25 protein-coding genes are annotated in these 26,361 nt (G+C 44.6%); 17 read left to right on the plus strand and 8 right to left on the minus strand.

What is annotated here, in order from left to right:
- Positions 1-16: 16 nt before the first annotated feature.
- Genes BACHE_RS16190 through BACHE_RS16200 form a run of 3 tightly spaced genes read left to right on the plus strand, consistent with a single transcriptional unit; the run spans position 17 to position 2,960 of the window.
- Positions 17-1,555 carry a SusD/RagB family nutrient-binding outer membrane lipoprotein gene (locus tag BACHE_RS16190; protein WP_013548790.1) on the plus strand — a complete coding sequence of 513 codons (1,539 nt, stop codon included), beginning with the start codon at positions 17-19 and terminating at the stop codon, positions 1,553-1,555.
- 25 nt (positions 1,556-1,580) lie between these two features.
- A complete protein-coding gene (locus BACHE_RS16195; RefSeq protein ID WP_013548791.1) occupies positions 1,581-2,273 on the plus strand; it encodes a BT_2262 family domain-containing protein in 693 nt (230 codons plus the stop codon).
- Positions 2,274-2,285: 12 nt separating this feature from the next.
- Positions 2,286-2,960 (plus strand): lipid-binding protein, encoded by a 675-nt coding sequence (locus BACHE_RS16200; protein WP_013548792.1) that lies wholly within the window; start codon positions 2,286-2,288, stop codon positions 2,958-2,960.
- Positions 2,961-3,033: 73 nt separating this feature from the next.
- On the opposite strand, the gene BACHE_RS16205 is transcribed toward BACHE_RS16200, so the two are convergent.
- Positions 3,034-3,435, minus strand: a complete 402-nt coding sequence (locus tag BACHE_RS16205) for a response regulator (protein WP_013548793.1) — start codon at positions 3,433-3,435, stop codon at positions 3,034-3,036.
- An 86-nt stretch (positions 3,436-3,521) separates the two neighbouring features.
- Between BACHE_RS16205 and BACHE_RS16210 the strand changes: the two genes are divergently transcribed.
- The 6 genes from BACHE_RS16210 to BACHE_RS16235 all read left to right on the plus strand — a co-directional run bounded on the left by BACHE_RS16210 (position 3,522) and on the right by BACHE_RS16235 (position 12,815).
- Entirely contained in the window at positions 3,522-5,156 is a 1,635-nt protein-coding gene (locus tag BACHE_RS16210; protein ID WP_013548794.1) for an ABC-F family ATP-binding cassette domain-containing protein, read from the plus strand.
- A 79-nt stretch (positions 5,157-5,235) separates the two neighbouring features.
- Complete coding sequence (locus BACHE_RS16215; protein WP_013548795.1) at positions 5,236-6,612, plus strand: dihydrolipoyl dehydrogenase family protein; 1,377 nt, start codon at positions 5,236-5,238, stop codon at positions 6,610-6,612.
- Positions 6,613-6,675: 63 nt separating this feature from the next.
- A complete protein-coding gene (locus tag BACHE_RS16220; RefSeq protein ID WP_013548796.1) occupies positions 6,676-7,092 on the plus strand; it encodes a DUF6769 family protein in 417 nt (138 codons plus the stop codon).
- A 105-nt stretch (positions 7,093-7,197) separates the two neighbouring features.
- Positions 7,198-8,406, plus strand: a complete 1,209-nt coding sequence (locus BACHE_RS16225; RefSeq protein ID WP_013548797.1) for an efflux RND transporter periplasmic adaptor subunit — start codon at positions 7,198-7,200, stop codon at positions 8,404-8,406.
- 15 nt (positions 8,407-8,421) lie between these two features.
- Entirely contained in the window at positions 8,422-11,571 is a 3,150-nt protein-coding gene (locus BACHE_RS16230; RefSeq protein WP_013548798.1) for an efflux RND transporter permease subunit, read from the plus strand.
- A gap of 17 nt (positions 11,572-11,588) precedes the next feature.
- Positions 11,589-12,815, plus strand: coding sequence for a TolC family protein (locus BACHE_RS16235; RefSeq protein WP_041579944.1), 1,227 nt, complete (start codon positions 11,589-11,591; stop codon positions 12,813-12,815).
- Positions 12,816-12,926: 111 nt separating this feature from the next.
- On the opposite strand, the gene BACHE_RS16240 is transcribed toward BACHE_RS16235, so the two are convergent.
- The 3 genes from BACHE_RS16240 to BACHE_RS16250 form a co-directional block, all read right to left on the minus strand.
- Positions 12,927-14,372, minus strand: a complete 1,446-nt coding sequence (locus tag BACHE_RS16240; protein WP_013548800.1) for a methyltransferase RsmF C-terminal domain-like protein — start codon at positions 14,370-14,372, stop codon at positions 12,927-12,929.
- A gap of 160 nt (positions 14,373-14,532) precedes the next feature.
- Entirely contained in the window at positions 14,533-16,956 is a 2,424-nt protein-coding gene (locus BACHE_RS16245) for a TonB-dependent receptor (RefSeq protein WP_013548801.1), read from the minus strand.
- A gap of 93 nt (positions 16,957-17,049) precedes the next feature.
- Entirely contained in the window at positions 17,050-17,397 is a 348-nt protein-coding gene (locus tag BACHE_RS16250) for a hypothetical protein (protein WP_013548802.1), read from the minus strand.
- A gap of 522 nt (positions 17,398-17,919) precedes the next feature.
- Between BACHE_RS16250 and BACHE_RS16255 the strand changes: the two genes are divergently transcribed.
- From BACHE_RS16255 to BACHE_RS16280, 6 genes are all read left to right on the plus strand, one after another.
- The gene (locus BACHE_RS16255; protein ID WP_013548803.1) at positions 17,920-18,558 is read left to right on the plus strand and encodes a DUF6249 domain-containing protein; all 639 of its coding nucleotides are present in this window, start codon (positions 17,920-17,922) and stop codon (positions 18,556-18,558) included.
- On the plus strand, positions 18,555-19,100 hold the full coding sequence (locus BACHE_RS16260) for an RNA polymerase sigma factor (RefSeq protein ID WP_013548804.1): 546 nt from the start codon (positions 18,555-18,557) through the stop codon (positions 19,098-19,100). Before BACHE_RS16255 ends, BACHE_RS16260 begins: the two co-directional genes overlap by 4 nt.
- Positions 19,087-19,416, plus strand: a complete 330-nt coding sequence (locus BACHE_RS16265; RefSeq protein WP_013548805.1) for a DUF5056 domain-containing protein — start codon at positions 19,087-19,089, stop codon at positions 19,414-19,416. Before BACHE_RS16260 ends, BACHE_RS16265 begins: the two co-directional genes overlap by 14 nt.
- A 140-nt stretch (positions 19,417-19,556) precedes the next feature.
- A complete protein-coding gene (gene cls, locus BACHE_RS16270; RefSeq protein WP_049778971.1) occupies positions 19,557-20,786 on the plus strand; it encodes a cardiolipin synthase in 1,230 nt (409 codons plus the stop codon).
- A 75-nt stretch (positions 20,787-20,861) separates the two neighbouring features.
- Positions 20,862-21,656 carry a thymidylate synthase gene (locus BACHE_RS16275; protein WP_013548807.1) on the plus strand — a complete coding sequence of 265 codons (795 nt, stop codon included), beginning with the start codon at positions 20,862-20,864 and terminating at the stop codon, positions 21,654-21,656.
- Positions 21,657-21,688: 32 nt separating this feature from the next.
- On the plus strand, positions 21,689-22,177 hold the full coding sequence (locus BACHE_RS16280) for a dihydrofolate reductase (RefSeq protein ID WP_013548808.1): 489 nt from the start codon (positions 21,689-21,691) through the stop codon (positions 22,175-22,177).
- A 1-nt stretch (position 22,178) separates the two neighbouring features.
- Here BACHE_RS16280 and BACHE_RS16285 read toward each other — a convergent pair whose 3' ends face one another.
- Positions 22,179-22,652: an Lrp/AsnC family transcriptional regulator gene (locus BACHE_RS16285; RefSeq protein WP_013548809.1), complete on the minus strand. Its 474-nt coding sequence runs from the start codon at positions 22,650-22,652 to the stop codon at positions 22,179-22,181.
- Positions 22,653-22,890: 238 nt separating this feature from the next.
- Between BACHE_RS16285 and BACHE_RS16290 the strand changes: the two genes are divergently transcribed.
- Together BACHE_RS16290 and BACHE_RS16295 are read left to right on the plus strand one after the other, a co-directional pair.
- On the plus strand, positions 22,891-24,168 hold the full coding sequence (locus BACHE_RS16290; RefSeq protein WP_013548810.1) for an IgA Peptidase M64: 1,278 nt from the start codon (positions 22,891-22,893) through the stop codon (positions 24,166-24,168).
- A gap of 24 nt (positions 24,169-24,192) precedes the next feature.
- Complete coding sequence (locus BACHE_RS16295) at positions 24,193-24,726, plus strand: GNAT family N-acetyltransferase (RefSeq protein WP_013548811.1); 534 nt, start codon at positions 24,193-24,195, stop codon at positions 24,724-24,726.
- A 55-nt stretch (positions 24,727-24,781) separates the two neighbouring features.
- Here the strand turns inward: BACHE_RS16295 and BACHE_RS16300 are convergent, their stop codons facing one another.
- From BACHE_RS16300 to BACHE_RS16310, 3 genes are read right to left on the minus strand one after another with little or no spacing between them, the layout of a single operon-like run.
- Positions 24,782-25,246, minus strand: coding sequence for an ExbD/TolR family protein (locus BACHE_RS16300; protein ID WP_013548812.1), 465 nt, complete (start codon positions 25,244-25,246; stop codon positions 24,782-24,784).
- On the minus strand, positions 25,246-25,836 hold the full coding sequence (locus BACHE_RS16305) for an ExbD/TolR family protein (RefSeq protein WP_013548813.1): 591 nt from the start codon (positions 25,834-25,836) through the stop codon (positions 25,246-25,248). The genes BACHE_RS16300 and BACHE_RS16305 overlap by 1 nt, the downstream gene beginning before the upstream one ends.
- Before the next feature lie 35 nt (positions 25,837-25,871).
- The gene (locus BACHE_RS16310) at positions 25,872-26,357 is read right to left on the minus strand and encodes a hypothetical protein (protein ID WP_013548814.1); all 486 of its coding nucleotides are present in this window, start codon (positions 26,355-26,357) and stop codon (positions 25,872-25,874) included.
- Positions 26,358-26,361: the final 4 nt, after the last annotated feature.

Consider the following 26,361-nt stretch of genomic DNA (forward strand, 5'->3'; position numbering starts at 1 on the left):
CCAAAAACAAAGCATTATGAAAAAAATTATAATATCTGCATTATCGGTAATTGCGCTTCTATTTGCATCCGGATGCCAGGATTGGCTGGACGTGAACCATGATCCCAATGTACTGGAAGATATACCTGACGGAAAAGTTATCCTACCCGCCGCTGAAGTAGCCTTGGGCAACAACCTGATGGGATGGGATCTGGGATTTGCCGGTGCTTTCTGGTCAGAATACTGGACTCAGAAATATACCGCTTCCCAATTCAAATTCTTGTGTGAATACAATGAGACAGACTTCAATACGGCATACGGAAGCTTAACAGCAGGCGTACTTGCCGATTTGGATAGAATAAAGAAACTTGCCACGGAGTCGAAAAACAACGGCAACTATTTCATAGCCGAAGCATTATCCATTTTCACTTGGCAGCTAATGACAGATTTATGGGGGAACATCCCTTATAAAGAGGCGTTGAAGGGAGCCGAAGGAATTGTTTCGCCTAAATTTGATAAAGGGGAAGACATTTATTCCGATTTGATGACCAGAATAGAAGAACTGATGAAGACTGACCTGAATGGAGCAACGGTTGACAAAGAATACGACTTTATATATGCCGGAGATTTAAGCAAATGGAAGCTATTTGCCAACTCCTTAAAACTGAAACTCATGCTAAGACTCTCCGAAACTGCCGGTTATGATAACGCCAAGACACTGGCCTTTGTCAAAGCAAACAGTTTCCTCACTTCGAGCGCAAAGATATCAGGCAAAGTGTGGTCTGATGGCCAAGAAGGGAAGCGGCATCCGATGAGAGAGTTTGAGGCAGGAGGAGCCGGATATCTGTCAACCAACGTTATTGCATGCAAGAACTTCATTGATTATTTACAGAACAACGATGACCCTCGTCTTGATAAACTATTCACTACCACCACTGCCCACAGAGGTGCATTCTTTGGAGACTTTGATTCAAAAGAAGCGTCCGATGGCAGCACTTTAGACAGTAAAGTAGCTTACAGCACCGTAAACTTTGCAGCCGATATGGACTTGATGATCATGTCCGATTGGGAAGTAAACTTTTATATTGCAGAGGTTTATGCCCGATCATCCGATCACAACAATGCGCGTATCTATTATGAAAAAGGTGTGCAGGCATCATTGGCACAGCATGGAACAACAGGAAATATCCTTGCAACAGGGGGGTATGCAGAATGGAAAGACGGCACGATAGAAGAAGAAATAAAACAGATAGGTATGCAGAAATGGGTAGCCAATGCCAATTATCAGCACATTGAATCTTTTTTGGAACGCAACCGCATAAAATATCCGGCTGTCTATGACATAGACATCAAACTGAAAAGAGCAGCAGCCTACTCTGATCTGAAAATAGTGGGAAATCTAACGGTAGCGGTCAACGGGCGCAACAAGCTAAACAACACCCTTCCTGCTTCTCCTCTGTATCCTGACGCTGTAATGGGCCGTAATATAAACAAGCCCAATCAGAAAGCCAACTTAGGAGAAAAGATATGGTGGGACAAAAAAGCTGAAATTGTAATAAAAGAAACTTCAAATTAGCAAAAACAATCAAATCATTTTACGTATGAAAACGATGAAATATATAAGTATTTTCTTTTGCACCCTACTCCTGCTTACAGCTTGTGATAAAGAATCCGAAGGTGTTTCAGGAATAATGCATTTCGAACTATTGGGAGAAGAGACAATGCTGGTTACATTAGGAACTTCTTATCAGGAACCAGGTTACAAAGTAATCTATCGGGAACAAGATGTTACGGCAGAAGTCAAAACAGCCGGCATGGTTGACGCACAGAAAGTAGGGCTGTATTCTATCCGGTATTCATATGCCAATAAAGATGGGGTGAAAACAGCCAAAGAGCGTAAAGTTATCGTCGCCGATCCGACAGTAACCATTGAGATAGCCGGAAATTACCTCACTACTGACGGAACGTTCCGCCTGTCGGGTTCAGGTGCTATTACCAACTATCCGGGATATAAAGTAAAAATCAACAAAATAGCTCCTGGATTCTTCCAGATATCCGATTTTCTGGGAGGCTATTATGAACAAAGGGCAGGATATGGTGCAGCTTATGCCTGCAAAGGATACGTACAGGTAAAGAACGATAATTCGATTACTTTATTGTCAAGTTCCACATTACCATGGAATAATACTTTGACCGGCCTTACCGAAGGCAAATACAACCCGGAAAACAGTACGGTGTCATGGAAAGCCGAGTATGCCGGCATGGTCTTTACAGTAGTGTTAAACAAAAATTAAAAATAAGATATTATGAAAAAAACAAGCGCATTTATAGAAATATTATTTGCTTCTGCATTATTTTTCGCTTCATGCCAAAAAGATGTAGAAGTGTGGGACAGTGCAACATTGGACTATTCGGGAAGGTATGTCGTCAAATTGATGAACGAAAACATGACAGAGACACAACATGACTATGACGGCACAGAATTGAGGATATATAATACATCTGCCAATGTAGCCAACGAAATGTGGATAGAAAACATCATACCGGATGTAATTTCATTGAAAAGCAAATTCTTCTTCACCGGAAGCCCGACTTCTTTCAAATCCACAAGCACTGAATTCGACAAATTGACCGATAATCTTCTCTCTATAACAGCACCCTCCAAAGAACCTACTGCGGATGGGCAAACGACAGAGGTAAAGCGTAAGGATCTGCGTGCCTATGTAGAAGATGGCAAGATTATCCCCAAAGCAGTCACCACTAAAGGAGGAAATACAGCAGACAGCCTATATCTGAAAATCAAGCTATATAGTGGTACTGTTACCTTCAAGAGTCAGAAAAAGCCGGAAAGTGAATGGAAGAACCCGACTGTACCTGAATATTCATGGAAACTGTCATCTATAGCGCACGATGCCGGCAAAGACAAAACAGTCGTAATAGGCGGATATACTTATACCGGCTTCCCGGAAGATAATTATTGAAAATATTCTTTTCTTGCCGGGACACTCTAACATCCCGGCAAGTTTAACTTTATAAAAAAGAAAATTATTTCTCTCACCAGACCAATCCGGGCAGATATCCACTCAAACAAGTGCGCAAAGCACTCAAAGTTATCGGCTTTACCAAAACTTCCGAAGCGCCACACTGCAAAGCATTCTCACGATCGGCGGTAAAAGCGTAGGCAGTTTGCATAATGATAGGTAATTCCTTGTCTTCCTGACGTATAAGCACCGTAGCATCCAATCCGTTCATAATAGGCATCTTTATATCCATCAGGATAGCTTCCGCCTTTCCATGATTTTCTTTGAACAAAGCAACAATCTCCTCACCATTCTTCGCCCACAATATTTCACATTTCTTACCAATAATAGCTTTTATCAACTTAAAATTACTTTCATCATCTTCTGCAACCAGAATAAGCGGACGGTAATCCGCTGATAATTTTCCTGTTTCCATGACCCATGTGTTTTGTTTATACGAGGCAAAGATATAAAAAATAATATAATAGTGTTATCTTTGCCACTCATTTTAAAAAATACATAATGATTTCCATAGACGGACTTGCCGTAGAATTTGGCGGCACTATTTTATTTAACGATATATCTTTTGTCATCAACGAAAAAGACCGCATTGCTCTGATGGGAAAAAACGGAGCAGGTAAAAGTACCTTATTAAAGATACTCGCAGGAGTAAGGCAACCTACCCGTGGCAGGGTATCAGCTCCAAAGGAATGTGTCATAGCTTATCTTCCACAGCACTTGATGACAGAAGACGGGCGTACCGTATTTCAAGAAACAGCGCGGGCTTTTGCCCATCTGCACGAGATGGAAGCAGAAATAGAACGCCTCAACAAAGAATTGGAAACCCGCACCGACTACGAAAGCGACGGCTACATGGAATTGATAGAAAAGGTTTCTGCCCTGAGCGAAAAGTTTTATGCCATCGACTCTACAAACTATGAGGAAGATGTGGAAAAGGCCTTGCTCGGACTTGGCTTCACACGTGAGGACTTCCACCGCCAAACCAGCGACTTCAGCGGAGGATGGCGCATGCGCATCGAACTTGCCAAACTATTACTGCAAAAGCCCGATGTGTTACTGCTGGATGAACCGACCAACCACCTGGACATCGAATCCATACAATGGCTGGAAGATTTCCTTATCAATAATGGAAAGGCTGTCATTGTCATCAGCCACGACCGTAAATTTGTAGATAATATCACAACCCGCACCATCGAAGTCACCATGGGACGGATTTACGATTACAAAGTAAATTACTCCAAATATCTGGAACTGCGCAAAGAGCGCCGCGAGCAGCAGCAAAAAGCCTACGATGAACAGCAGAAGTTCATAGCCGAGACAAAAGAGTTCATAGAACGCTTCAAAGGAACCTATTCAAAAACCCTGCAAGTGCAGAGCCGCGTAAAGATGCTGGAAAAACTGGAATTGCTGGAAGTAGATGAAGAAGACACCTCGGCCTTGCGCCTGAAATTCCCGCCCTCTCCCCGTTCGGGCAATTATCCCGTCATCATGGAAGGAGTAGGAAAAACCTACGGTGAGCATGTCGTGTTCAAGAATGCCAATCTGACTATAGAGCGAGGTGACAAAGTAGCTTTTGTAGGCAAGAACGGTGAAGGAAAGTCAACCCTCGTAAAGTGCATTATGAGAGAAATAGAACATGAGGGTACTCTCACGCTGGGACATAATGTTCAAATAGGCTACTTCGCGCAAAACCAGGCCTCCTTGCTGGATGAAAACCTCACTGTATTCCAAACCATAGATGATGTAGCCAAGGGCGAAATACGTAATAAGATACGCGATCTGTTAGGAGCCTTCATGTTCGGCGGCCCGGAAGAGTCTATGAAGAAAGTAAAAGTTCTGTCCGGTGGAGAACGCACACGCCTTGCCATGATTAAATTATTGCTCGAACCTGTAAATCTGCTGATATTAGACGAGCCTACAAACCATCTGGACATGAAAACCAAAGACATACTGAAACAGGCTCTTTTGGATTTTGATGGTACACTTATCGTAGTAAGCCACGACCGCGACTTCCTTGATGGATTGGTAAGCAAGGTTTATGAATTCGGAAACAGGCAGGTGAAAGAGCATCTATGCGGTATTTATGAATTCCTTGAGAAGAAAAAGATGGACTCTTTGCATGAACTGGAGCGATAAACTTTAATTAATGACCCTCACGAACAAATAATTAATTCATATTGTTTCATTCACTAACCCTTAACTAAGAGAAAGTAAAATGAAACAATATGATGCCATAATTATAGGATTCGGCGAAGGAGGGAAAAGATTGGCCACCGAACTGGCCAGTCGCAATTGGAAAGTTGCAATCGTGGAATCTCCTTCCAGAATATACAGAGGAGCATACGCCAATGTGGGATACACTTCTGCCAAAGCACTGATATACGAGTCTGAATATGCCGAACGACAATATCACGATGATTATAAAAACCAGTCAAAATTCTACGCGCTTGCCATCGCACGGAAAAACAAGCTTATGCACTTCCTTCATGAAAAAGATTATGAAAAAGCAAAAGTCAATGCCAACATCACAATCTATGACGGGACAGCCTCTTTTCTGTCGGAAAATACAATCCATGTAATTTCCAAAAAAGGAAAGACAATATTGAAAGGAAAAGAAATATTCATCAACACAGGCTCGGCTCCGGCCATACCAGACATTGAAGGATTGACCGGAAACAAACGCGTATATACCTGCGAATCATTACTGCACGAGGACAGACTTCCTAAACGCTTGCTTATCATAGGTTCGGGTACTGTCGGGCTGGAACTTGCCACAATATATTCCGGTTTCGGAAGTGAAGTATCCATATTGGAGCGCAGCAAGCAATTCATGCCCGAATATGACCGGGACATTGCCACCTCAATGGCAGAAGCGCTGAAGCGTAAAGGTGTCAGTATTCACTTGAATATACACACCCAAGCAATCCATGACACAGCAGACGGAATTACGCTAACTTATACCCATGGTTCCGGCGATAACCTTTGCCATCTGGAAGGAGATGCACTTTTACTTGCCACCGGACACAGACCGATGATTGACGGGCTAAATCCGGAAAAAGCAGGCGTGGAAACAAATGAATGCGGGGCAATAACCGTCAATGAATATCTTCAAACCACTGCTCCACACATCTGGGCATTGGGTGAGGTAAAAGGAGGCAGGCTGTATAACCATTTATCCATTGACGATTTCCACATTATCCGCAACAGGTTGTTCGGTGATAAATCACGAAGCACGCATGACCGCAATCCGATAGCGCATGTCGTCTTCACCGACCCTCCGCTGGCACATGTCGGATTAACGGAAGAAGAAGCCGCCAGATGCGGTTACTCTATCCGGGTGTCACGACTTCCGGCCTCCTCAGTGCTGCGCACCCGTACTCTACAAAACATAGACGGTATGCTCAAAGCTGTGATCAATGCACACACAGGGCAAATCATAGGCTGCACCTTACTATGCGCCGATGCACCGGAAATCATCAATACTGTTGTACTGGCCATGAAAACAGGACAACGATACAATGTTCTACGTGACTTTATTTTCACTCGTCCAAGCATGAATGAAGGCTTAAATGACCTATTCAAATCTTTTTAATACCTTATATTTGGCTATTAGTTCATTAACCTCTATCTTTGCAACCATTCAAAAGATAGAGGAATGAAAAAGAAACGGTACATCACTCATGTTCTATTTTTCATCAGCATGATTATGCTGACGATTCCCGTCATTCCTCACCACCACCATGCCGACGGATTGCTTTGCATGAAAAGCGACATCACAGAAGACTGTTGTGAACACCGTCATAATTCTGCCAGCGAGCATTGTTGCTGTGGTACAGGATGTGTTACGACACACTTCGTACAACAAAGCCCCAATTCGAGCAATAGCGCATGGGCACATCCTAATGTGCCATGGGTAATTACCCTTTTCTTTGAACCTGTCTTCAAGCTGCTGGTCTTGCCCGAAAATGATATAAAAAGGCAGGAAAGCATCTATTTAGAATCACTTCATGGCACGTTTATCACACGTGCCACAGGCCTTCGTGCCCCTCCATACGTTCTTGTCGGCGCATAGACCGGAGACAAGCTTCCATCCGGCATAATCCAATTATGCAACCGGACTGCATGTCTCATTTCCTAATTTTACATCCAATTAGAAAATAAGAACAAAAATATCATCATGAAGAAATTTATTTTCATGGGAGTCATCGGATTATTCCTGTTAGGCTCCTGCAACAACGCGCCCGGAGAAAATCATGACGGGCACAACCACGACAGCGAAAACCACAACCACAAGCAAGAAGCAGACCACGGGCATGAAGGGCATGATCACGAAAGCGGAGAAAATGAAGTCCGCGGCAGTGACAATGACGAAATCATCCTCCCTGCTACAAAGGCCCGGACTGCCGGAGTAGAAACCAGCATCGTTACACCGGGAACTTTTCACCGGATTATCAAGACCAGTGGCCGGATAATGGCGGCACAGGGAGACGAAAGCGTTGCCGTAGCCACAGTAGCGGGCGTAGTATCTTTCAAAGGTAAAGTCATCGAAGGTATGAGCGTAAGCAAAGGCACGCCGTTGGTGGTACTCTCATCCGGAAATATGGCAGAAGGAGATCCTGTGCAGAAGGCCCGCATCGCTTATGAGGTGTCTAAAAAGGAATATGAGCGTATGAAAACACTTGTCAGCAACAAAATTGTATCGGAAAAGGAATTTGCGCAAGCCGAGCAGACCTATGAAAATGCCCGTATCAGTTATGAAGCCGTTGCCAAGAACCATTCTGCTGCCGGACAGGCCGTAACCTCCCCTATCGGGGGATACATCAAGAGCCTGCTGGTGAAAGAAGGAGACTATGTAAATGTGGGCCAACCTTTGGTCAGCATCACTCAGAACCGTAAATTATTTCTCCGCGCTGATGTGTCAGAGAAGTATTATCCCTGTCTGAGCACTATCAGTTCAGCCAATTTCCGTACTCCTTACAGCAACAAGACATACACCCTTGAAGATTTGGGCGGGCGCATGCTTTCGTATGGCAAAGCATCGGGCGAGAACGGTTATTACATCCCGGTCACTTTTGAATTCGATAATAAAGGTGACATTATTCCGGGAGCATTCGTAGAAGTTTTCCTGCTTTCTTCGCCTATGGAAAATGTGATTTCTGTGCCCCACGGTGCGCTCACCGAGGAGCAGGGCGGCTTCTTTGTATATCTGCAACTCGATGAAGAAGGCTATAAGAAGCAGCCCGTCGCTTTGGGAGCCGACAGCGGTGAACGCGTTCAGATCCTTGCGGGAGTAAAAGCCGGTGACCGGGTAGTGACCAAAGGAGCCTATCAGGTGAAACTGGCGTCAGCAAGCAATGCAATTCCGGCACACAGTCATGAACACTAAAAACAGCCAAGAATCATGTTAAACAAAATCATACATTTCTCACTTCAAAACCGCATTCTGGTACTTGTAGCCTCGGTGCTGTTATTGATTGGCGGTACTTACACCGCTATGCATACGGAAGTAGATGTATTCCCTGATCTCAATGCGCCTACAGTGGTCATTATGACTGAGGCCAACGGTATGGCAGCAGAGGAAGTGGAACAACTGGTTACTTTTCCGGTAGAAACAGCCGTTAACGGTGCAACAGGTGTTCGCCGTGTACGCTCCTCCTCAACCAACGGTTTCTCTGTAGTATGGGTGGAATTCGATTGGGATACGGACATTTATCTGGCCCGACAGATTGTCAGCGAGAAGCTGGCAGTAGTGGGCGAATCATTGCCTGCCAATGTGGGAAAACCTACCCTCGGTCCGCAATCGTCCATTCTCGGCGAGATGCTGATTGTGGGATTGACTGCAGACTCCACCTCCATGCTGGACTTGCGCACCATCGCCGACTGGACTATACGCCCGCGCCTGCTTTCTACCGGTGGTGTGGCACAAGTGGCCGTGTTGGGCGGTGACATCAAGGAATATCAGATACAACTGGACCCGGAACGTATGCGCCATTATGGGATAGCACTGGATGAGGTGATGAACGCAACCCGCAACATGAACCTGAACGCCAACGGTGGTGTGCTTTATGAATATGGCAATGAGTACATCGTACGCGGCACACTCTCTACAGACCGTGTGGAACAATTGGCAAGGGCCGTGGTACGCAAAGGCGGAGCATCCGGCACTCCCATCCTGTTGGAAGACATAGCGGACGTGCACATCGGAGCGAAACTACCCAAGCTGGGCACAGCTTCCGAACGGGGAAAAGCGGCCGTACTGATGACCATCACGAAGCAACCGGCAACCAGCACGCTGGAACTTACAGACAAGCTGGAAACTTCTCTGAAAGACCTGAAGAAGAATCTTCCGCCCGACGTAAAGGTATCTACGGATGTTTTCCGCCAAAGCCGCTTCATCGAAAGCTCTATCGGCAATGTGCAGAAGTCGCTCCTCGAAGGTGGTATTTTCGTGGTCATCATACTGTTCCTGTTCCTTGCCAACGTGCGTACCACTGTCATCTCATTGGTGACGCTTCCGCTGGCACTCATCACTTCACTGCTGGCACTGCATTATATGGGTTTCACCATCAATACGATGAGCTTGGGAGGCATGGCCATTGCCATCGGCTCGCTGGTAGATGACGCCATCGTCGATGTGGAAAACGTTTACAAACGCTTGCGGGAAAACCGGCTGAAACCCGCCGGTGAACAACTGTCCGTGCTGAATGTAGTGTTCAACGCTTCGAAAGAAGTGCGCATGCCCATCCTCAACTCCACGCTGATAATCATCGTAAGTTTTGTTCCGCTATTCTTCCTCAGTGGGATGGAAGGCCGCATGCTGATGCCACTGGGCATCGCGTTCATCGTGGCACTGGCAGCATCCACGGTAGTGGCACTGACGGTGACACCCGTGCTATGCTCCTATCTTCTGAAGAAAAAAGAGGACAATGTATCAGAGGCAACCACAGCACCACAATCAGGGGTGATCACGGCAAACGGCGATTCTCTCGTAGCATGCAAACTGAAAACCTGGTACTCCACTGCCCTCACCTTCGTGTTGATACACAAGAAAAGCGTGCTCGGAGCAACCGTCGTACTGTTTGCCATAGCCTTGGGCTGCTTCTTCACCCTGGGTCGCTCCTTCCTGCCTTCCTTCAACGAAGGCTCATTCACCATCAACCTGTCTTCCCTTCCAGGTATCTCGCTGGAAGAAAGTGACAAGATGGGACACCGTGCCGAAGAACTGCTTCTCTCCATTCCGGAGATACAAACCGTGGCACGCAAGACAGGACGCGCGGAGCTGGACGAACACGCCTTGGGCGTAAACGTCTCCGAAATAGAAGCTCCTTTCGAACTGAAAGACCGCCCTCGCAGCGAACTGGTAGCTGAAGTGCGCGAGAAATTGGGAACCATCGTGGGAGCCAACGTGGAGATAGGCCAACCCATCAGTCACCGCATCGACGCCATGCTGTCGGGAACCAAAGCCAACATTGCCATCAAGCTGTTCGGCAACGACCTGAACCGCATGTTCTCCTTAGGCAATGAAATCAAAACCGCCGTCCGCGACATCCCCGGTATTGCCGACCTGAACGTAGAGCAGCAGATTGAACGCCCGCAGCTCATCATCGCTCCCCGACGCGAAATGCTGGCCCGATATGGCATCACGCTACCGGAGTTTGCAGAATTCGTAAACGTCTGCCTGGCGGGCGAAGCCGTGTCACAGGTTTACGAAGGAGGAAAGAGCTTTGATCTCACGGTGCGTGTCAAGAACGACCTGCGCGAAGCGGCCGACCGCATCCGCGACCTAATGATAGACACGGACGACGGGCAGAAAATACCCTTGAACTATGTGGCGGAAATCCGTTCGTCAATGGGCCCCAACACCATCAGCCGCGAGAACGTGAAACGGAAGATCGTGATCTCCGCCAACGTGACCGACCGTGACCTGCGAAGTGTAGTGAACGACATACAAGACCGGGTGGACCGGCAAATCAAACTGCCCGAAGGATATCACATCGAATATGGCGGCCAGTTTGAAAGTGAACAGGCGGCAAGCCGTACACTAACACTGACCTCGTTCATGTCTGTCGTAGTCATTTTTCTGTTGCTTTACCATGAATTCCGCAATATGAAGGAAAGCGCCATAATCCTCATCAACCTACCGTTAGCATTGATCGGCGGTGTGTTCGCGCTGCTTGTCACGACGGGCGAAATAAGCATACCCGCCATCATCGGCTTCATCTCCCTGTTCGGTATCGCTACCCGCAACGGCATGCTGCTCATCAGCCACTACAACCATCTGCAGCGCGAAGAGGGGTATGCCGTTTATGACAGTGTCGTCCGAGGTTCGCTCGACCGCCTAAACCCTATTTTGATGACCGCCCTGTCTTCTGCTTTGGCACTCATCCCGCTGGCACTCGGCGGCGACCTGCCCGGCAACGAGATACAAAGCCCGATGGCAAAAGTCATTCTGGGCGGACTATTGACCTCCACCTTCCTGAACGGCTTCATCATACCGATAGTCTATCTGATGATGAAGAACCCGCAAAGAAGCATTCATAAAACAAAATGATTCAAGAACAAGTGCTTATGAAAAAAATACTCATACTCAATGTAACCCTTATTGCCTGTACAGGACTGACGGCTCAAACTTCCGGCATCGATGGCGTGCTGCGCCAAATCGAAACGAACAACAAAGAATTGCAGGCCAATGCCCTGTTCATTTCATCGCAAAAGCTGGAAAACAGAACCAGTAACAACCTGCCCGACCCTACTCTGTCTTACGCACATCTTTGGGACTCCCAAGACCGCAGCAAGACAGTAGGCGAACTCGTTGTTTCCCAAAGTTTCGACTTCCCCACTCTCTACGCCACCCGCGGGAAGATGAATCGCCTGAAGGCCGGCGCGCTGGATGCACAAGCAGCAGCCTTACGCCAACAGATATTGCTCCGGGCCAAAGAAATATGTCTGGACATCATCATGCTGCAACGCAGACAAACACTGCTTGACGAACGCCTGAAGAATGCCGAAGAACTCTCTGCCATGTATGCCAAGCGCATGGATACAGGAGATGCAAGCGTATTGGAAACCAACAAAATAAATCTGGAACTGCTGAACGTGCGCACTGAAGCCCGCACGAACAAAACAACCCTGAACAACAAACTGAAGGAACTCACCGCATTGAACGGTAACCAGCCACTCACGCCGGGACGTCCCTCACCCTACACCGATCTGCCTTCTGTCAGCACTTTGGGACTGGCAGAATACCCCGCCAATCCACTACCTGCCGACTTTCGGCAAGTATGTGATGAGCTACTTGCCTTAGACCCAATTCTGAAGGCACTCAACGATGAAGGTGACGCTGCCTGCAAACAGGTTTCAGCAAGCCTGCAAGGCTGGTTACCCAAGCTGGAATTGGGCTATCGCCGCAATACAGAAAGCGGTCATCCTCTGAACGGGGTTGTGGTAGGCTTCTCTTTTCCCTTGTTTGAGAACCGCCACAAAGTGAAAATAGCCAAATCGCAGGCACTCAACTTCGGCTATCGAAAGGAAAACGCTGCACTGCAAGCCTCCTCCACCCTGTGGCAACTTTACGAAGAAGCCCGCAACCTGCACGCCTCGATAAAAGAGTACGAACAGACCTTCGGGCAGCAACAAGACCTTGCACTGTTGAGGCAAGCACTTGCAGGAGGACAAATCAGCATGATCGAATATTTCCTGGAGGTATCGGTAGTCTATCAAAGTAAATCGAACCTTCTGCAACTGGAGAACCAGTATCAGAGAGTGATGGCACAAATTTATAAAAGCAGATTATAATCCTCCCGAAAGAAAGGAAGTTGTTTGTGATTGGCAAACAGCTTCCTTTCTTCAATGATAATACATTTGCAGCCGGGTAACCTTCCCTGTAAAAAAATACTGCATGAAAATTTAACTTTCCCACAAGACTGTCCCCAATTCCAAAACCGCCTCCGGCAAATAACCGCTACGAATACGCCATTCCTGAGGATAGAGATTATTGGCACGATTACCGATATTTTTGACAAAACCCAAAGGAATATTCTTATAAGTGAGCAGTACCACTCCGCGGGGAATTGCCGCAGACAATGTGATGGCCTCTTTCCGCAAATAAGAGACAGCCTGTTCATAACCGATGTCCTCGCGCACAAAAGCATCCTTCCTCAACACCCGGCTCACAGCAAGAGAATGGCAGGGCATCCAATCTCTACCCTTCAGTTCCGCAACATCAACTCCTGCCTGCACAATGCGGAGTGATGACTGCAATACGGATAATACCGGAAAATGGCATTGTGAAAAAGCCCTGACACTGCTACCGTTCGGAAAAAGTTCATAATTGTCCGGAGCCAGAATCCACTCACGCAATGAAGAACAAGACTCTTTGGAAATACCCGCAGTCTTTGTCCCTTTTCTACGGAAAAAGGAGCATTCACCTGCGGAATTCGAGATGCTGCTTCCCGCCTTTTTTTGTACAACAGCAAGAAAAAATCCCTCTCCTTTTGTCTTATGTGGCAGGAAACGATAAACAGGAAATTCCTCACTTGCCAGTAGATTTCCCGTAATGTTCCAGTCGGCAGAAGTTTCCAACGGAAGCACTTCCGCCCCCAGTTTATCGCGCATCCAACGGATGTTTTCTTCATTTTCCTTCACATTGTAAGTACAGGTGCTATAAAGCAGAATTCCTCCCGGCTTCAGGCAAGGCCAAATATCCGAAATAATCCGTCGCTGGCGCTGCCAGCAGATCTCCACATTCTCCAAGCTCCATTCACTTACGGCAACAGGGTCTTTGCGGAACATTCCCTCGCCGGAACAGGGCACATCGGCCAATATCACATCAAAGAAATCCTTCAATGGCGCAAAGTCCGCCGGATCGTTATTGGTTACCACAACATCGGGATGTCCCCACTTAATCAGATTCTCCGCCAATACCTGCGAACGGTTACGGATAACCTCGTTGGCAACCAACAGACTTCCTTCGGGTAACAGGCTGCGCGTATGGGTCGATTTACCACCGGGGGCGGCACAGAGGTCGAGCATTACTACCGGGCTATCGGACACATACTGCCTCAGCGCCTGCTCCACAAACATGGAAGCCGCCTCCTGCACATAATAACATCCGGCATGGAAAAGGGGATCGAAAGTAAACGTCAGCCGATTGCGAAGATAATACCCCGTAGAAGCCCAAGGCACAGGCTCGGAAAAGGCATGAAAAAGGCCGAATGAAGAATCTGATAATTTATCTTCATTCAGCCGAATGCTGACAGGCTGCTCTCCTTCCAAGACATCAGCCAGCTTATTATATTCACCGATACCTAAAAGGGCACGGGTATAGTCGGAAAATGCTGCGGGTAATTCCATGTTCTGAACTTTTGATTGCGACGGCAAAGATAGTCTAAAACAAGAAAGGCAACACAAAATATAACCCACTTTTTATTCGACACCGGGCAAAGCACTGACCGATACCGGGCAAGAAACCGTTCCCCGGTGTCGGTCAAACTATGCCATTCCGCATTGCTTTTTAAAAGCTGAGCTTTACTCCTGCAAAATAAGAACGGGGTGTGCCGGGACCATAGATATAACCGGAATCACGGCTCGCTCCTTTATCAAAATCCTTCTGATAAGAATTGAATATATTTTGTACCCCTACATTAAACTGCAGACAAATGCCCGTAAAGTCAATATCATAAGCCAACTTAGTACCCAGTTCAAAGAAACTTGGGCTTTTCACCAACAAGTCTGCCGTCTCATCTACTTCGGACATCAAGTGTGGTACATACATCCGCCCCGTATAATTACCGTTCAACGCTATGGAAAACGCTTTTGTCGGTGTGCAAGTTGCGGTGAAATAGCCGTACACATCAGGAGTACGCAAAATCTTATCACTATGGCGTTCAGCCTCAGACAAATGCTTTTCATCCTCACTCCACTTCACCGGATCGTCATAAATGCTGCGCTGAACCGTTATGCCTGCCTGCAACTGAAGTATATTCTTATAGGCTATTTTCCCTTCCAATGTACCACCATAGACCTTAGCACCCGGACCATTGATACGGGTACGTATCAAATAGTTACTGCCCTTGGGGTCCTTTGCCGGCGGGGTCAGAATGAACGGATCAGAAAGCCTTGTATAGAATCCTTCGACCAACAGATTTGCCTGAAAATCTCCAAAATAATGATACCAGTCCACCGAAGCATTCAAGCTGCGCGAACGTTCTTCCTTCAGCCCTTTGGCGCGGACGATGGATACCAGCTCACCACCTACATTACTAATATGCAATTCTTCATCAAAAGCCTGCGGTGCACGAAAACCTTCGGCATAACTAAGCCGGATATTGATGTCTTGAGTAGGATTGTAACGGATATTGGCGCGAGGGCTGAAAACAGCCTTATCCATAATGCTGTTCTTATCTATACGGCCGCCAACCAAAAAACTCCATTGTTCGTTTTTCCATTCATTTTGTACATAAGCGCTCGCCACGTTCACAATCTGATTTAGCGGAACAGGTGTATATTTATTAATCAATTGCTGCAAACGTTCCCCTGTCGCAGCGGGATCTTCCTCCAAAGCAGCATCACGGTATTTTTGCATATCCGTTGCCTTGTCATGAAGGTTATCATGGTTAAACTCGATGCCGCCGGTCAATTCGGAAGGCATGAAAAGGCATTTGTCAAAATGATAGATATATTGAGCTCCCAGCACTCCGGTGAAATCCGTTGTCATGCCATAAGCACTGTAATAACTGTCGCGCGCAATGTGCTGGGCAGAAGCATAAGCATTGAACGTATGCTTCTGGTTCTTGGAGAAAGCTGTAAATTTAAGTCCTCCTGTATTGATGGAATGCCTGATCTGCTCAACCAATCCGGGCTCTCCAGTACCATTCAAATCTGCATTTTCCGCAATATGTGGAGGAAAATCAAAGCCGCTTCCACCACGACGAAATTCTTCCATGTGGTGATATTCCAAACTTAACTTGGAATAAGCACTCGTTCTGTAATAGGCATTCATGCCGATAGTCTGATTCCGGAGCTTCGGCAATTCGGAGAAACCGTCTCCATTGGAATCCCATGCCGAACGCTGGCGGTTCTGACCATAAATATAAGCTCCCATCTTATTATCCGAAGAAACGAGAGAAAGATTCAACGTTGTATTATTGGCGAACGAACCGGAACCGTTAAAGTTTGAAATAGTATGGGTAAACGAACCGGAATTGCGGGTGGGCTCTTTTGTTATAATGTTCACAGTTCCGGCAATGGCAGAAGAACCGAATAAGGCAGATCCTCCTCCACGCACCACTTCCACGCGCTCTATCATATTGGCGGGAATCTGTTCCAATCCATAAACACCGGCCAAAGCAGAGAAAATAGGCCTTGAATCTATCAATATCTGAGTATATTTTCCATCCAGACCATTAATACGTACCTGTGAATAGCCACAATTCTGGCAATCGGTTTCTACACGGACACCGGGCTGGAAAACCAATCCTTGAGACAATGTATGCGAGTTTGTAAGATCAAACAGTTTCGGAGTGACAACTTTGACCAAAGTAGGGGCCAGGCGGCGAGCCGTTTCATTACGATTGGCGGTGACAACCACACCATCCAGCGCAATCATATCCTCTTCAAGCTCAAAGTTCTCTTCCAAAGTCTTGCCGCGCTTCAACATCACTTTGCGGTCTTGTGACTTATAGCCCACCGCACTGACTTGCAGTGTAAACTCGCCTTCCGGCAGGTTTTTCAAAAAGTAATGTCCGGTAGCATCCGTTACAGTCCCGATAGTGGTTCCCTTTAAAGAAACCGTCATATAAGGCAGATGTTCACCCGTACTTTTTTCTATAACATGACCGACAATATTGGCATCGGTTCCTTTCATATCTTCGGCATAAGCAGTAGTTGAGAGTAACAGACACATCACTCCCAGCACAAAAAACATATATTTTTTCATGTATTCTTTAAATTAAATAATAAAATGGAATTCCTGCGACATCCAATCGATGCCACAATTAAAATAGTTCTTAAACAAATATTATGTCAAGAATCAAAGGGAAGGAGGGGCGCGAAGGCTGATGACGCCACGAGATTTCACTCTTTTAATCCACTCTGTTGCGGGAATAGCCAGCACACAGAGCAAAACAAGGGAAAACAAAGTAGCAATCAGGCAGGAGGGAAGTGAAGAAGCTACAAAAGAAGAAACGAAGAATATGGTTTCCAACTGAACTTCAGAATGTTCATGCTGCCCCTTGAATGGATGAGAGTGCACTATGATAACCCCATTCACCACATGCGAATGGGTAAATAGAGTTAATCCTCCCAAATAAACAATAAACAGCAAGGGAAGAAACAGTCTCATTATTTTGCGCAGCTTCTTCAAGATCAGTATCCTCATCAAAAAACCGATGCGAAGATAGCTGAATTTATCATGTAAAACAACTCCGGCCGTCAAATAAGGATACCCAAAGCACTAAAATACCTATATCTTGCTATACAAAGCATATCAAGCACCACCCTTCCTGCATTTTTTATCCGATTGAAGACACTTAATAAAAAATACCTTACATATCAAGAATGTTTTTTCATACCCCGCTACAAAGCATTCCTGACGGGGGAAAAAAAATTAGTAAAACTTCTCCGGATTTTTACTAAAAATCCCCCGAAGATTTACTAAAAATCCAAAGAAGATATAGTAAACTACAAAGAGCAAATGAAGGGCCACATTATTTAACTCATAAATGAAAATTTACATTCCATGGGAATTGCCAATCAAAACAATTACATTATTTTTGCATCCATGGATTTCCAAGAAACTCATTCATGGATGAAATTACAAAAAGATTTCTTCTCTTTGCAACTTTATAACGGCTACCATACGTCTAAATCACAAAGAAACAAATTAAAAAACATATTGATTATGAAACGTATCATATTAGGATTGATGATTGCCATGCTATTCTGCACATCGGCACAAGGAAAAAACAGAACCGTGACAGAGAATGACAGTCTGGGAAACAAAAGAAGAGTAATAGAACTACGAGATGCGGTTATCAATGGCAAAACCGTTACAGACACACTCAGCATCATGACTTATGAAAGCAGTTCGGAGGAAAACAACCGCGAATATGACTACAACGACCGCACTGAACGTCACGACAGATTGGGATGGTTGTTTTCCGACCTTTCCCAAAATGACGTTGCAGCCACTGCCACGATCTCAATCATTGCTATCATATTTGTCTTCGGCATGCCTCTGCTCATCGTATTCGTAATCTTCTTCTTTCGCTATAAAAATCGGAAAGCCAAATATCGTCTGGCCGAACAGGCTCTGGCAAGCGGGCAGCAGTTGCCGGAAAATATCTTCAGGAATACCGAAACAGAAGATGTCCGCACCAAAGGCATCAAGAATGTTTTTCTCGGAATAGGATTGTTCATCTTCCTTTGGGCGATCACCGGAGAATTCAGCCTGGGATGTATAGGTTTGCTCATCATGTTTACGGGTTTCGGTCAATTAGTAATCTATTATAGCCAACAGAAGAAAAACGACGAGAAATGAGTCAACTCAATGACATATCGTTAGTCGCGCAGGTCGTGGTGTTTCACAACACCAAAGCCTTTGACCAATTGGTGAAGAAATACCAGTCGCCCGTACGACGGTTCTTTCTGCACCAAACCTGCGGCGACAGCGAATTGAGTGACGACTTGGCACAAGATACTTTTATCAAAGCATATACCAATATTGCTTCATTTAAAAATCTGTCCAGCTTCTCAACTTGGCTCTATCGTATTGCTTATAATGTATTTTATGATTATATTCGCAGCCGAAAAGAGACGGATGATTTGGACACGTACCAGGTGGACACTCAATGCAGCACGCTGCAACAAGACATAGGGCAGCACATGGACATCTACCGTGCGCTGGCCACTCTGAAAGAAATGGAACGTACCTGCATCACGCTCTTTTACATGGAAGACCAAAGTATCGAAAAGATTGCAGGTATCACTGAATGTCCGGTGGGAACAGTAAAAAGCCACCTCTCACGGGCGAAAGAAAAAATGGCTGCTTACTTAAAACAAAATGGTTATGATGGAAAATGATGATAAACTTCTCGAACAATTTTTTGCCGGAAACCGACAGGAAATAGCCGATAACGGATTTACCCGTCGTGTGATGCACCGACTACCCAACCGCAGCCATCGACTGTCACAGATATGGACTGCATTCTGTTTTACATTAGCATTGGTGCTGTTTGTCACCCTGGACGGATTACAACTGATAATAGATGCGCTCCGCGAAACATTCAGCACAACCATACAAAGTGGAACAATTACCCAACTTGACCCCAAGTCATTGCTGATAGCAGCCGTGGTACTGATATTTCTCGGATGCCGCAAAATATCTTCTTTGGCATAAACCATTATCCATACAATAACTTAACCGGCCCTTACCTTATTAAAAGCGTAAGGGCTGCTTTTTTTTTCAAAACAAATAAGTAATTCTCAATGTTATTTATATCTTTGCAAATTTATAAAACTAAAGAGAGAAGAAAAGTTTTGAAGAAAGTTACATTTATCATATTATTCCTTTTTTCTATTGGGAATGCCTGCGGACAGATATCCAGCGACAGCATTGTCACGAGTTATCTGCAACAGACAGGAGTACCGGTCACATGCAACAATGAAGTAAAATTATTAATGACCGGGCATGACAAGTTTATCGACCTTTTCAAAACAATCAAGCAGGCCCGACATCATATCCACCTGGAATATTTCAACTTCCGTAATGACTCTATTGCCAATGCCTTATTCGACTTGTTGGCAGAGAAAGCTCAAGAAGGTGTAGAAATACGCGCTCTGTTTGACGCTTTCGGTAATTGGTCCAACAGCAAGCCGCTGAAGAAACGCCACCTGAAGACTATCCGCGACCGTGGAATCGAAATCGTAAAGTTTGATCCGATTACCTTTCCTTGGATAAACCATGCCGCACACCGCGATCATCGCAAAATCGTCATCATTGATGGCAAAGTAGGCTATACAGGAGGCATGAATATAGCAGACTATTATATTAATGGTTTACCAAAAATAGGCAAATGGCATGATATGCACATCCACCTCGAAGGTGAGGCAGTCCGCTATTTACAGGGAATCTTCCTGACTATGTGGAACCGTGAAACGGGACAGCATATAGGAGGGCCGTCATACTTTCCGAACACCCCCCATTTTCCGGACAGCATAGCAGAAGAAATAGCCATCGTAGATCGCACTCCACTCGAAACTCCCCGTTCTATCAGCCATGCTTACGCAGCTTCCATACAGGCAGCACAAAATAATATCCGGATTGTAAACCCTTATTTCGTTCCGACTAAATCAATCCGTAAAGCTATAAGAAATGCGTTGAAAAAGGGAACTGAAGTAGAAATCATGATCCCTGCCGTATCGGACATCTATTTTACTCCCGAAGCCTCTTTCCATGTTGCACACAAGCTAATGAAGAAAGGAGCCAAGATTTACCTTTTCAACGGCGGCTTTCACCATTCAAAGATCATGATGGTGGACGGCACTTTCTGCACGGTAGGCACAGCCAACCTAAACAGCCGTAGCCTGAGATATGATTATGAAACAAATGCCTTTATCTTTGATCCCGCTACCACACGTCAACTGAACGAAATGTTTGAGAGAGACAAGCAAAACAGTACCTTATTGACCCCTGAGGTTTGGAAAAAACGCTCTGCATGGAAAAAGTTTGTAGGCTGGGTAGGCAATTTGCTGACACCATTCCTTTAATTTTCAATTATTAATTACTCATTATTAATTTAATCTCCTACCTTTGCATACAGATTGCAGAAAAGAACCACTATCATGAAACAATATTTAGACTTGCTCAACCGGGTACTGACCGAAGGCGCAGAGAAAAACGACCGCACGGGAACGGGAACCGTCAGCATATTCGGACATCAGATGCGCTTCAATATGGAAGAAGGATTTCCATGTCTGACAACCAAAAAACTTCATCTGAAATCAATTATCCATGAACTTTTATGGTTCCTCAAAGGAGATACCAATATAAAATATCTCCAAGACAACGGAGTACGCATATGGAATGAATGGGCGGATGAAAATGGAGATTTAGGACACATATATGGCTATCAGTGGCGTTCGTGGCCCGACTACAAAGGTGGTTTTATAGACCAGATCAGTGAAGCTGTCGAAACGATTAAACATAACCCGGATTCACGCCGCATCATTGTCAGTGCATGGAATGTAGGTGATTTGAATAACATGAACCTGCCTCCCTGCCATGCCTTCTTTCAATTTTATGTGGCAAATGGCAAGCTAAGCCTGCAATTATACCAACGCAGTGCAGATATCTTCCTGGGAGTACCCTTCAATATAGCTTCTTACGCTCTGCTCTTGCTGATGATGGCGCAAGTGACAGGATTGCAAGCCGGAGATTTTATCCATACTTTAGGAGATGCCCATATCTACCTTAACCACATAGAACAGGTGAAACTGCAACTAACTCGCAACCCCAAACCGCTTCCCCTGATGAATATCAATCCGGATGTGAAAAACATCTTTGATTTCAAGTACGAGGATTTTGAGCTGGTTAATTACAATCCCCATCCTCACATTGCCGGAAAGGTTGCAATCTGACATTCGGAAAAAACAATCAGTAAACTATAATTATGATCAGCATTATTGCCGCAATAGACAGACACCAGGGAATAGGGCATCAGAATAAACTTCTGTTTTGGCTGCCCAATGACTTGAAACGATTCAAGGCACTCACTACCGGAAACACCATCATCATGGGACGGAAAACTTTCGAGTCTCTGCCCAAGGGTGCACTGCCCAACCGTCGTAACATCGTACTTTCCTCACATCCGGAAACTTACTGCCCGGGAGCAGAACTATTCTCATCGCTGGAGGAAGCACTAAGAAGCTGTACCCCCGTTGAACAAGTGTACATCATTGGTGGTGCAAGTGTATATAGGCAAGCTTTACCGTTCGCCAATCTCCTTCACTTGACAGAAGTGGACGCAGAAGTACCTCAAGCAGATGCCTACTTCCCGGAAATAAATCCGGCTATATGGCAAGAAAAAAGCAGGGAATCACACTCGCCGGACGAGAAGCATCCCTACCCCTATGCATTTGTTGACTATATTCGCCGATAGATCAATCTTCTTCTTCAACCACTATCGGCATCTGCCGCTTGATGGCTTCATGAAAAGAAATCAAAGTTTCCGTACGAGCTAAGCCCAATGGCTGCAACTTATCATGGATTATACTCAGTAAATGGTGGTTATTGCGCGCATAGAGCTTAATGAACATGTCATACTTGCCCGTTGTAAAATGACACTCCACAATCTCCGGAATAGCTTCCAAAGCTTTTGTAACAGCATCAAAAGAGGCAGGATCTTTTAAATAAATACCAATATAAGCACATGTCTCGTACCCTATTTTTTCCGGATCAATAACATATTCGGAACCTTTTAATATGCCTAAATTGGTCAACTTTTGAATGCGCTGATGAATGGCCGCTCCCGACACATTACAAGCTCTTGCCACTTCAAGGAAAGGAATACGTGCATTATCGGCAATAAGCTTTAATATCTGCTCGTCTAAAGTATCTAATTGATGATGTCCCATTTCAAATTCTAATGATTAATTATTAATATCTTCTGTATTTCCATACGTCAACATGCAAAGTTAGCTATTTTTTCACCAATAAAAATACGGTTCATAACTTTTATTGCTAAAAAAAGAATAAAACCTTATCAGAAACTTTTAGGCATATATACAAAAAAATCATTCCCCCAATGCAAGATGATTGCAGATGAGCTTTAAAGATAGTATCTTTGTAGAAAGATTAAATATTAAGATCGTTATGAAAAAATACACACTGCTCCTTATGTGCCTGTCCATTACACTACTCATTCAAGCACAGGTTTTCACAGATTACTTTATGGATAAAACTTTGCGTATTGACTACCTTTTCACGGGAAATGCCGCAAAACAGGAAATCTGCCTGAATGAACTGTCTTCATTGCCGTTGTGGGCAGGAAGAAGACATCATTTATCTGAACTCCCATTGCAAGGCAACGGGCAAATTGTTATGCGTGATATAATCAGTGGAAACATTATCTATAAAACTTCCTTCTCTTCACTTTTTCAAGAATGGCTTGAAACAGACGAGGCGAAAGTTGTGACGAAGGGCTTTGAAAACAGTTTCTTAGTTCCCTACCCACTTCGTCCGGCAGAAATAGAAATAACCCTTCTCGACCCACACAGAAATATCCGGGCAAATATGAAGCACACAGTCAATCCCAATGACATTCTGATACACCCGAAAGGCATCAACCGAACCATCTCACACAAATATCTGTTACAAAGTGGAAGTGTGGACAAATGCATTGATGTAGCTATTCTTGCAGAAGGTTATACCCTGAACGAAATGGATACATTCTATAAAGACGCAGCCATTGCCTGTGAAAGCCTGTTTTCTCACGAACCATTCAAATCCATGAAAACACAGTTTAACATCATAGCAGTAGCAAGCCCTTCGGAAGATAGTGGAGTAAGTGTTCCCCGATTAGGCGACTGGAAACGTACCGCCTTCAATTCCAATTTCAGCACTTTTTATTCAGACCGTTATCTGACAACTTCACATGTGAAGTCCATACATGATGCACTGGCCGGAATCCCTTACGAGCACATCATCATCTTGGCTAATACAGAAGAATACGGTGGAGGCGGCATCTATAATTCATACACACTCACAACAGCTCACCATCCCCAATTTCGCCCTGTGGTGGTACATGAATTCGGGCACAGTTTCGGAGGACTTGCCGATGAATACTTCTATGATAATGATGTGATGACAGATACTTATCCATTGGATATCGAACCATGGGAACAAAATATCAGCACCCTGAAAAACTTCGCTTCCAAATGGATAGAAATGCTTGCAAAATACACTCCAATCCCTACACCACCCACAGAGTGCAGCAAATATCCGATAGGAGTTTATGAAGGAGCAGGATATTCTGCCAAAGGCATATACCGCCCGGCTTATAATTGCCGCATGCGAACCAATGAATATCCCGATTTTTGTCCGGTCTGCCAACGGGCTATCCAACGGATAATTGATTTTTATACTAAATAGTAAAAGATAAACATTTTATAATTTATGATCAAACTTCAACGTATTACAAATGCCGAGACTGTTTTATACAAGTACATGGAACAACTCATGATAAGTTCGTTCCCTACAGAAGAATACCGGACACTGGAGGAGCAGCGTTATTATACCGATACAAAAGTCAATTTCTACAATAATATTATTTTTCAGGACAGCACACCTGTCGGCTTCATTACTTATTGGGATTTCGGCCGTTTTTTCTATGTGGAGCATTTTGCCATAGACCCGGCACAACGCAATTGTGGACATGGGAAAAACGTACTACACCACCTGTGCCAGCTTTTGAAATCCCCTATCATCCTGGAAGTGGAAAAACCAGTTGAAGAAATGGCACAACGGCGCATCAATTTCTATCAACGCCATGGATTTTCATTATGGGAAAAAACATACTACCAGCCTCCTTACAAACCTGGTGAACATTTTCTTCCCATGTCACTTATGGCCTATGGAAACTTGCAATGCGAGAAAGACTTCGATAATATAAAAGAACATATATATCGGGAAGTATATAATCTAAAATAAAAAAACAAAAGGCTACCTGTTGAACAAGTAGCCTTTTATTTATATTTACTAACCTTTACTGACGCGGTTGCGCAGAGTAGTTAATTTTCAATGCATAAGCCTTACGAAGAGCTTCTTTGATATCTGTTACAATACCCATTTTCGTATCTTGGTCAACTTTCAAAGACACAGTCATCAGCGGCTGATCTTCTTCTTTCATACTGGCACGTTCACCAATAATATGATCCTGAACCTCAGCAACTTCAGCATAACTGTCATTCAACTGAATACGGCTTTCATCACCTAATTTCTTACGAAACTCAGCAGTAGGTTTTCCTACGTAAATAAATGTAACCAAAGACTTCTTTTCAAGCTTTTCCAACTCAGTAGCTTGCGGAACCTTAAACTCAACCCTCAATGTTACCTCACGCATAGTTGTTACAATCATGAAAAAGAACAACAAGGTGAAGATAAGGTCAGGCAGAGAAGAAGTGTTCAACGCCGGCATTTCACGTTTGCCAGTCTTATTAAATTTTCCCATTACTTCTTTTCTCCGTACTTTTTAGGTTCTGCCTCAGAAATCTTCTGAGGATAAATTTCACGAATTGCCTTCTGTTGATCTTCGTTCAAATCAGCATAATTCTTCTGCCACTTTTCCTGAGCCAATTCATTACGCAACTCATTATAAGCTGCAACAAGTTCATTCTGGACAGCAAGATATGCTTTATATGAAGAACCACGGTCACAACGCAGAGATACTACATGCTTTTCCGTAACCATCATATTGCCAAAAAAATCAATATTCTTCGAATACTTTTCCGGTTTAGATTCTTCATTATACGGATTAGCTATAAACTCCTTTGTTTTTGCACGCAATTGATCAACGCTGATATAGTCATTTCCACACATTAACTGGTCGTTCATATTCAAGAAGACAGTCAGCACATTGCGTTCCTTCAGCTTCACATCATCTATCTTTTGATCCTTTTCCGGTGGCGGTGGCAATTGTCTTGCCAAGCCACGGTCGGTATCCATAGATGTTGTAATCAAGAAGAAGATCAGCAACAAAAATGCAATGTCCGCAGTTGAACTTGAGTTAATATCAGGAACTTTTCTTTTTCCTTTTGCCATTGTAATTACTCTTTTAATTGAGTCACCCCAATTGGTTATGATAATTTCTTCTTAATACTACTAAAGATAATTGCAAGTACAGTTGCACCAAACAGTATGTAGATAGAGAAAAGCCACATATCAGTAAGTTTCAACCAAAAAGGAACATTATCAGTTCCGCTATATCCCGGTATTTTAAGCGGTTCATCGCTACCCATAACCCATGAAACAACAACGACTGCAACTAATATAAGCAAACCGATCAGAGATTTCAATGCGGCTCCCGGATTATCTTTCAGCGCAGCTCCAAACTGGAATACTACTCCAACCACAGTAGCAATAATAGCTACAACAAACAGACCATACATCAAATAGATCAATGCATCTGTCTGAGCAGGTTGCCACATTTCTGCGTCAACACTCATCAGTACCGCATCGCCCTGAGCATCTCCACCGAAGTAGAACAAGCCCAATACTACCAAGATGGCAGCCAACATTGCGTACAGTACATAGTATGATACTTTATATGATAACTTAGCCATCTTA

The sequence above is a fragment of the Bacteroides helcogenes P 36-108 genome (assembly GCF_000186225.1).
In the GTDB taxonomy this organism is placed as follows: domain Bacteria; phylum Bacteroidota; class Bacteroidia; order Bacteroidales; family Bacteroidaceae; genus Bacteroides; species Bacteroides helcogenes.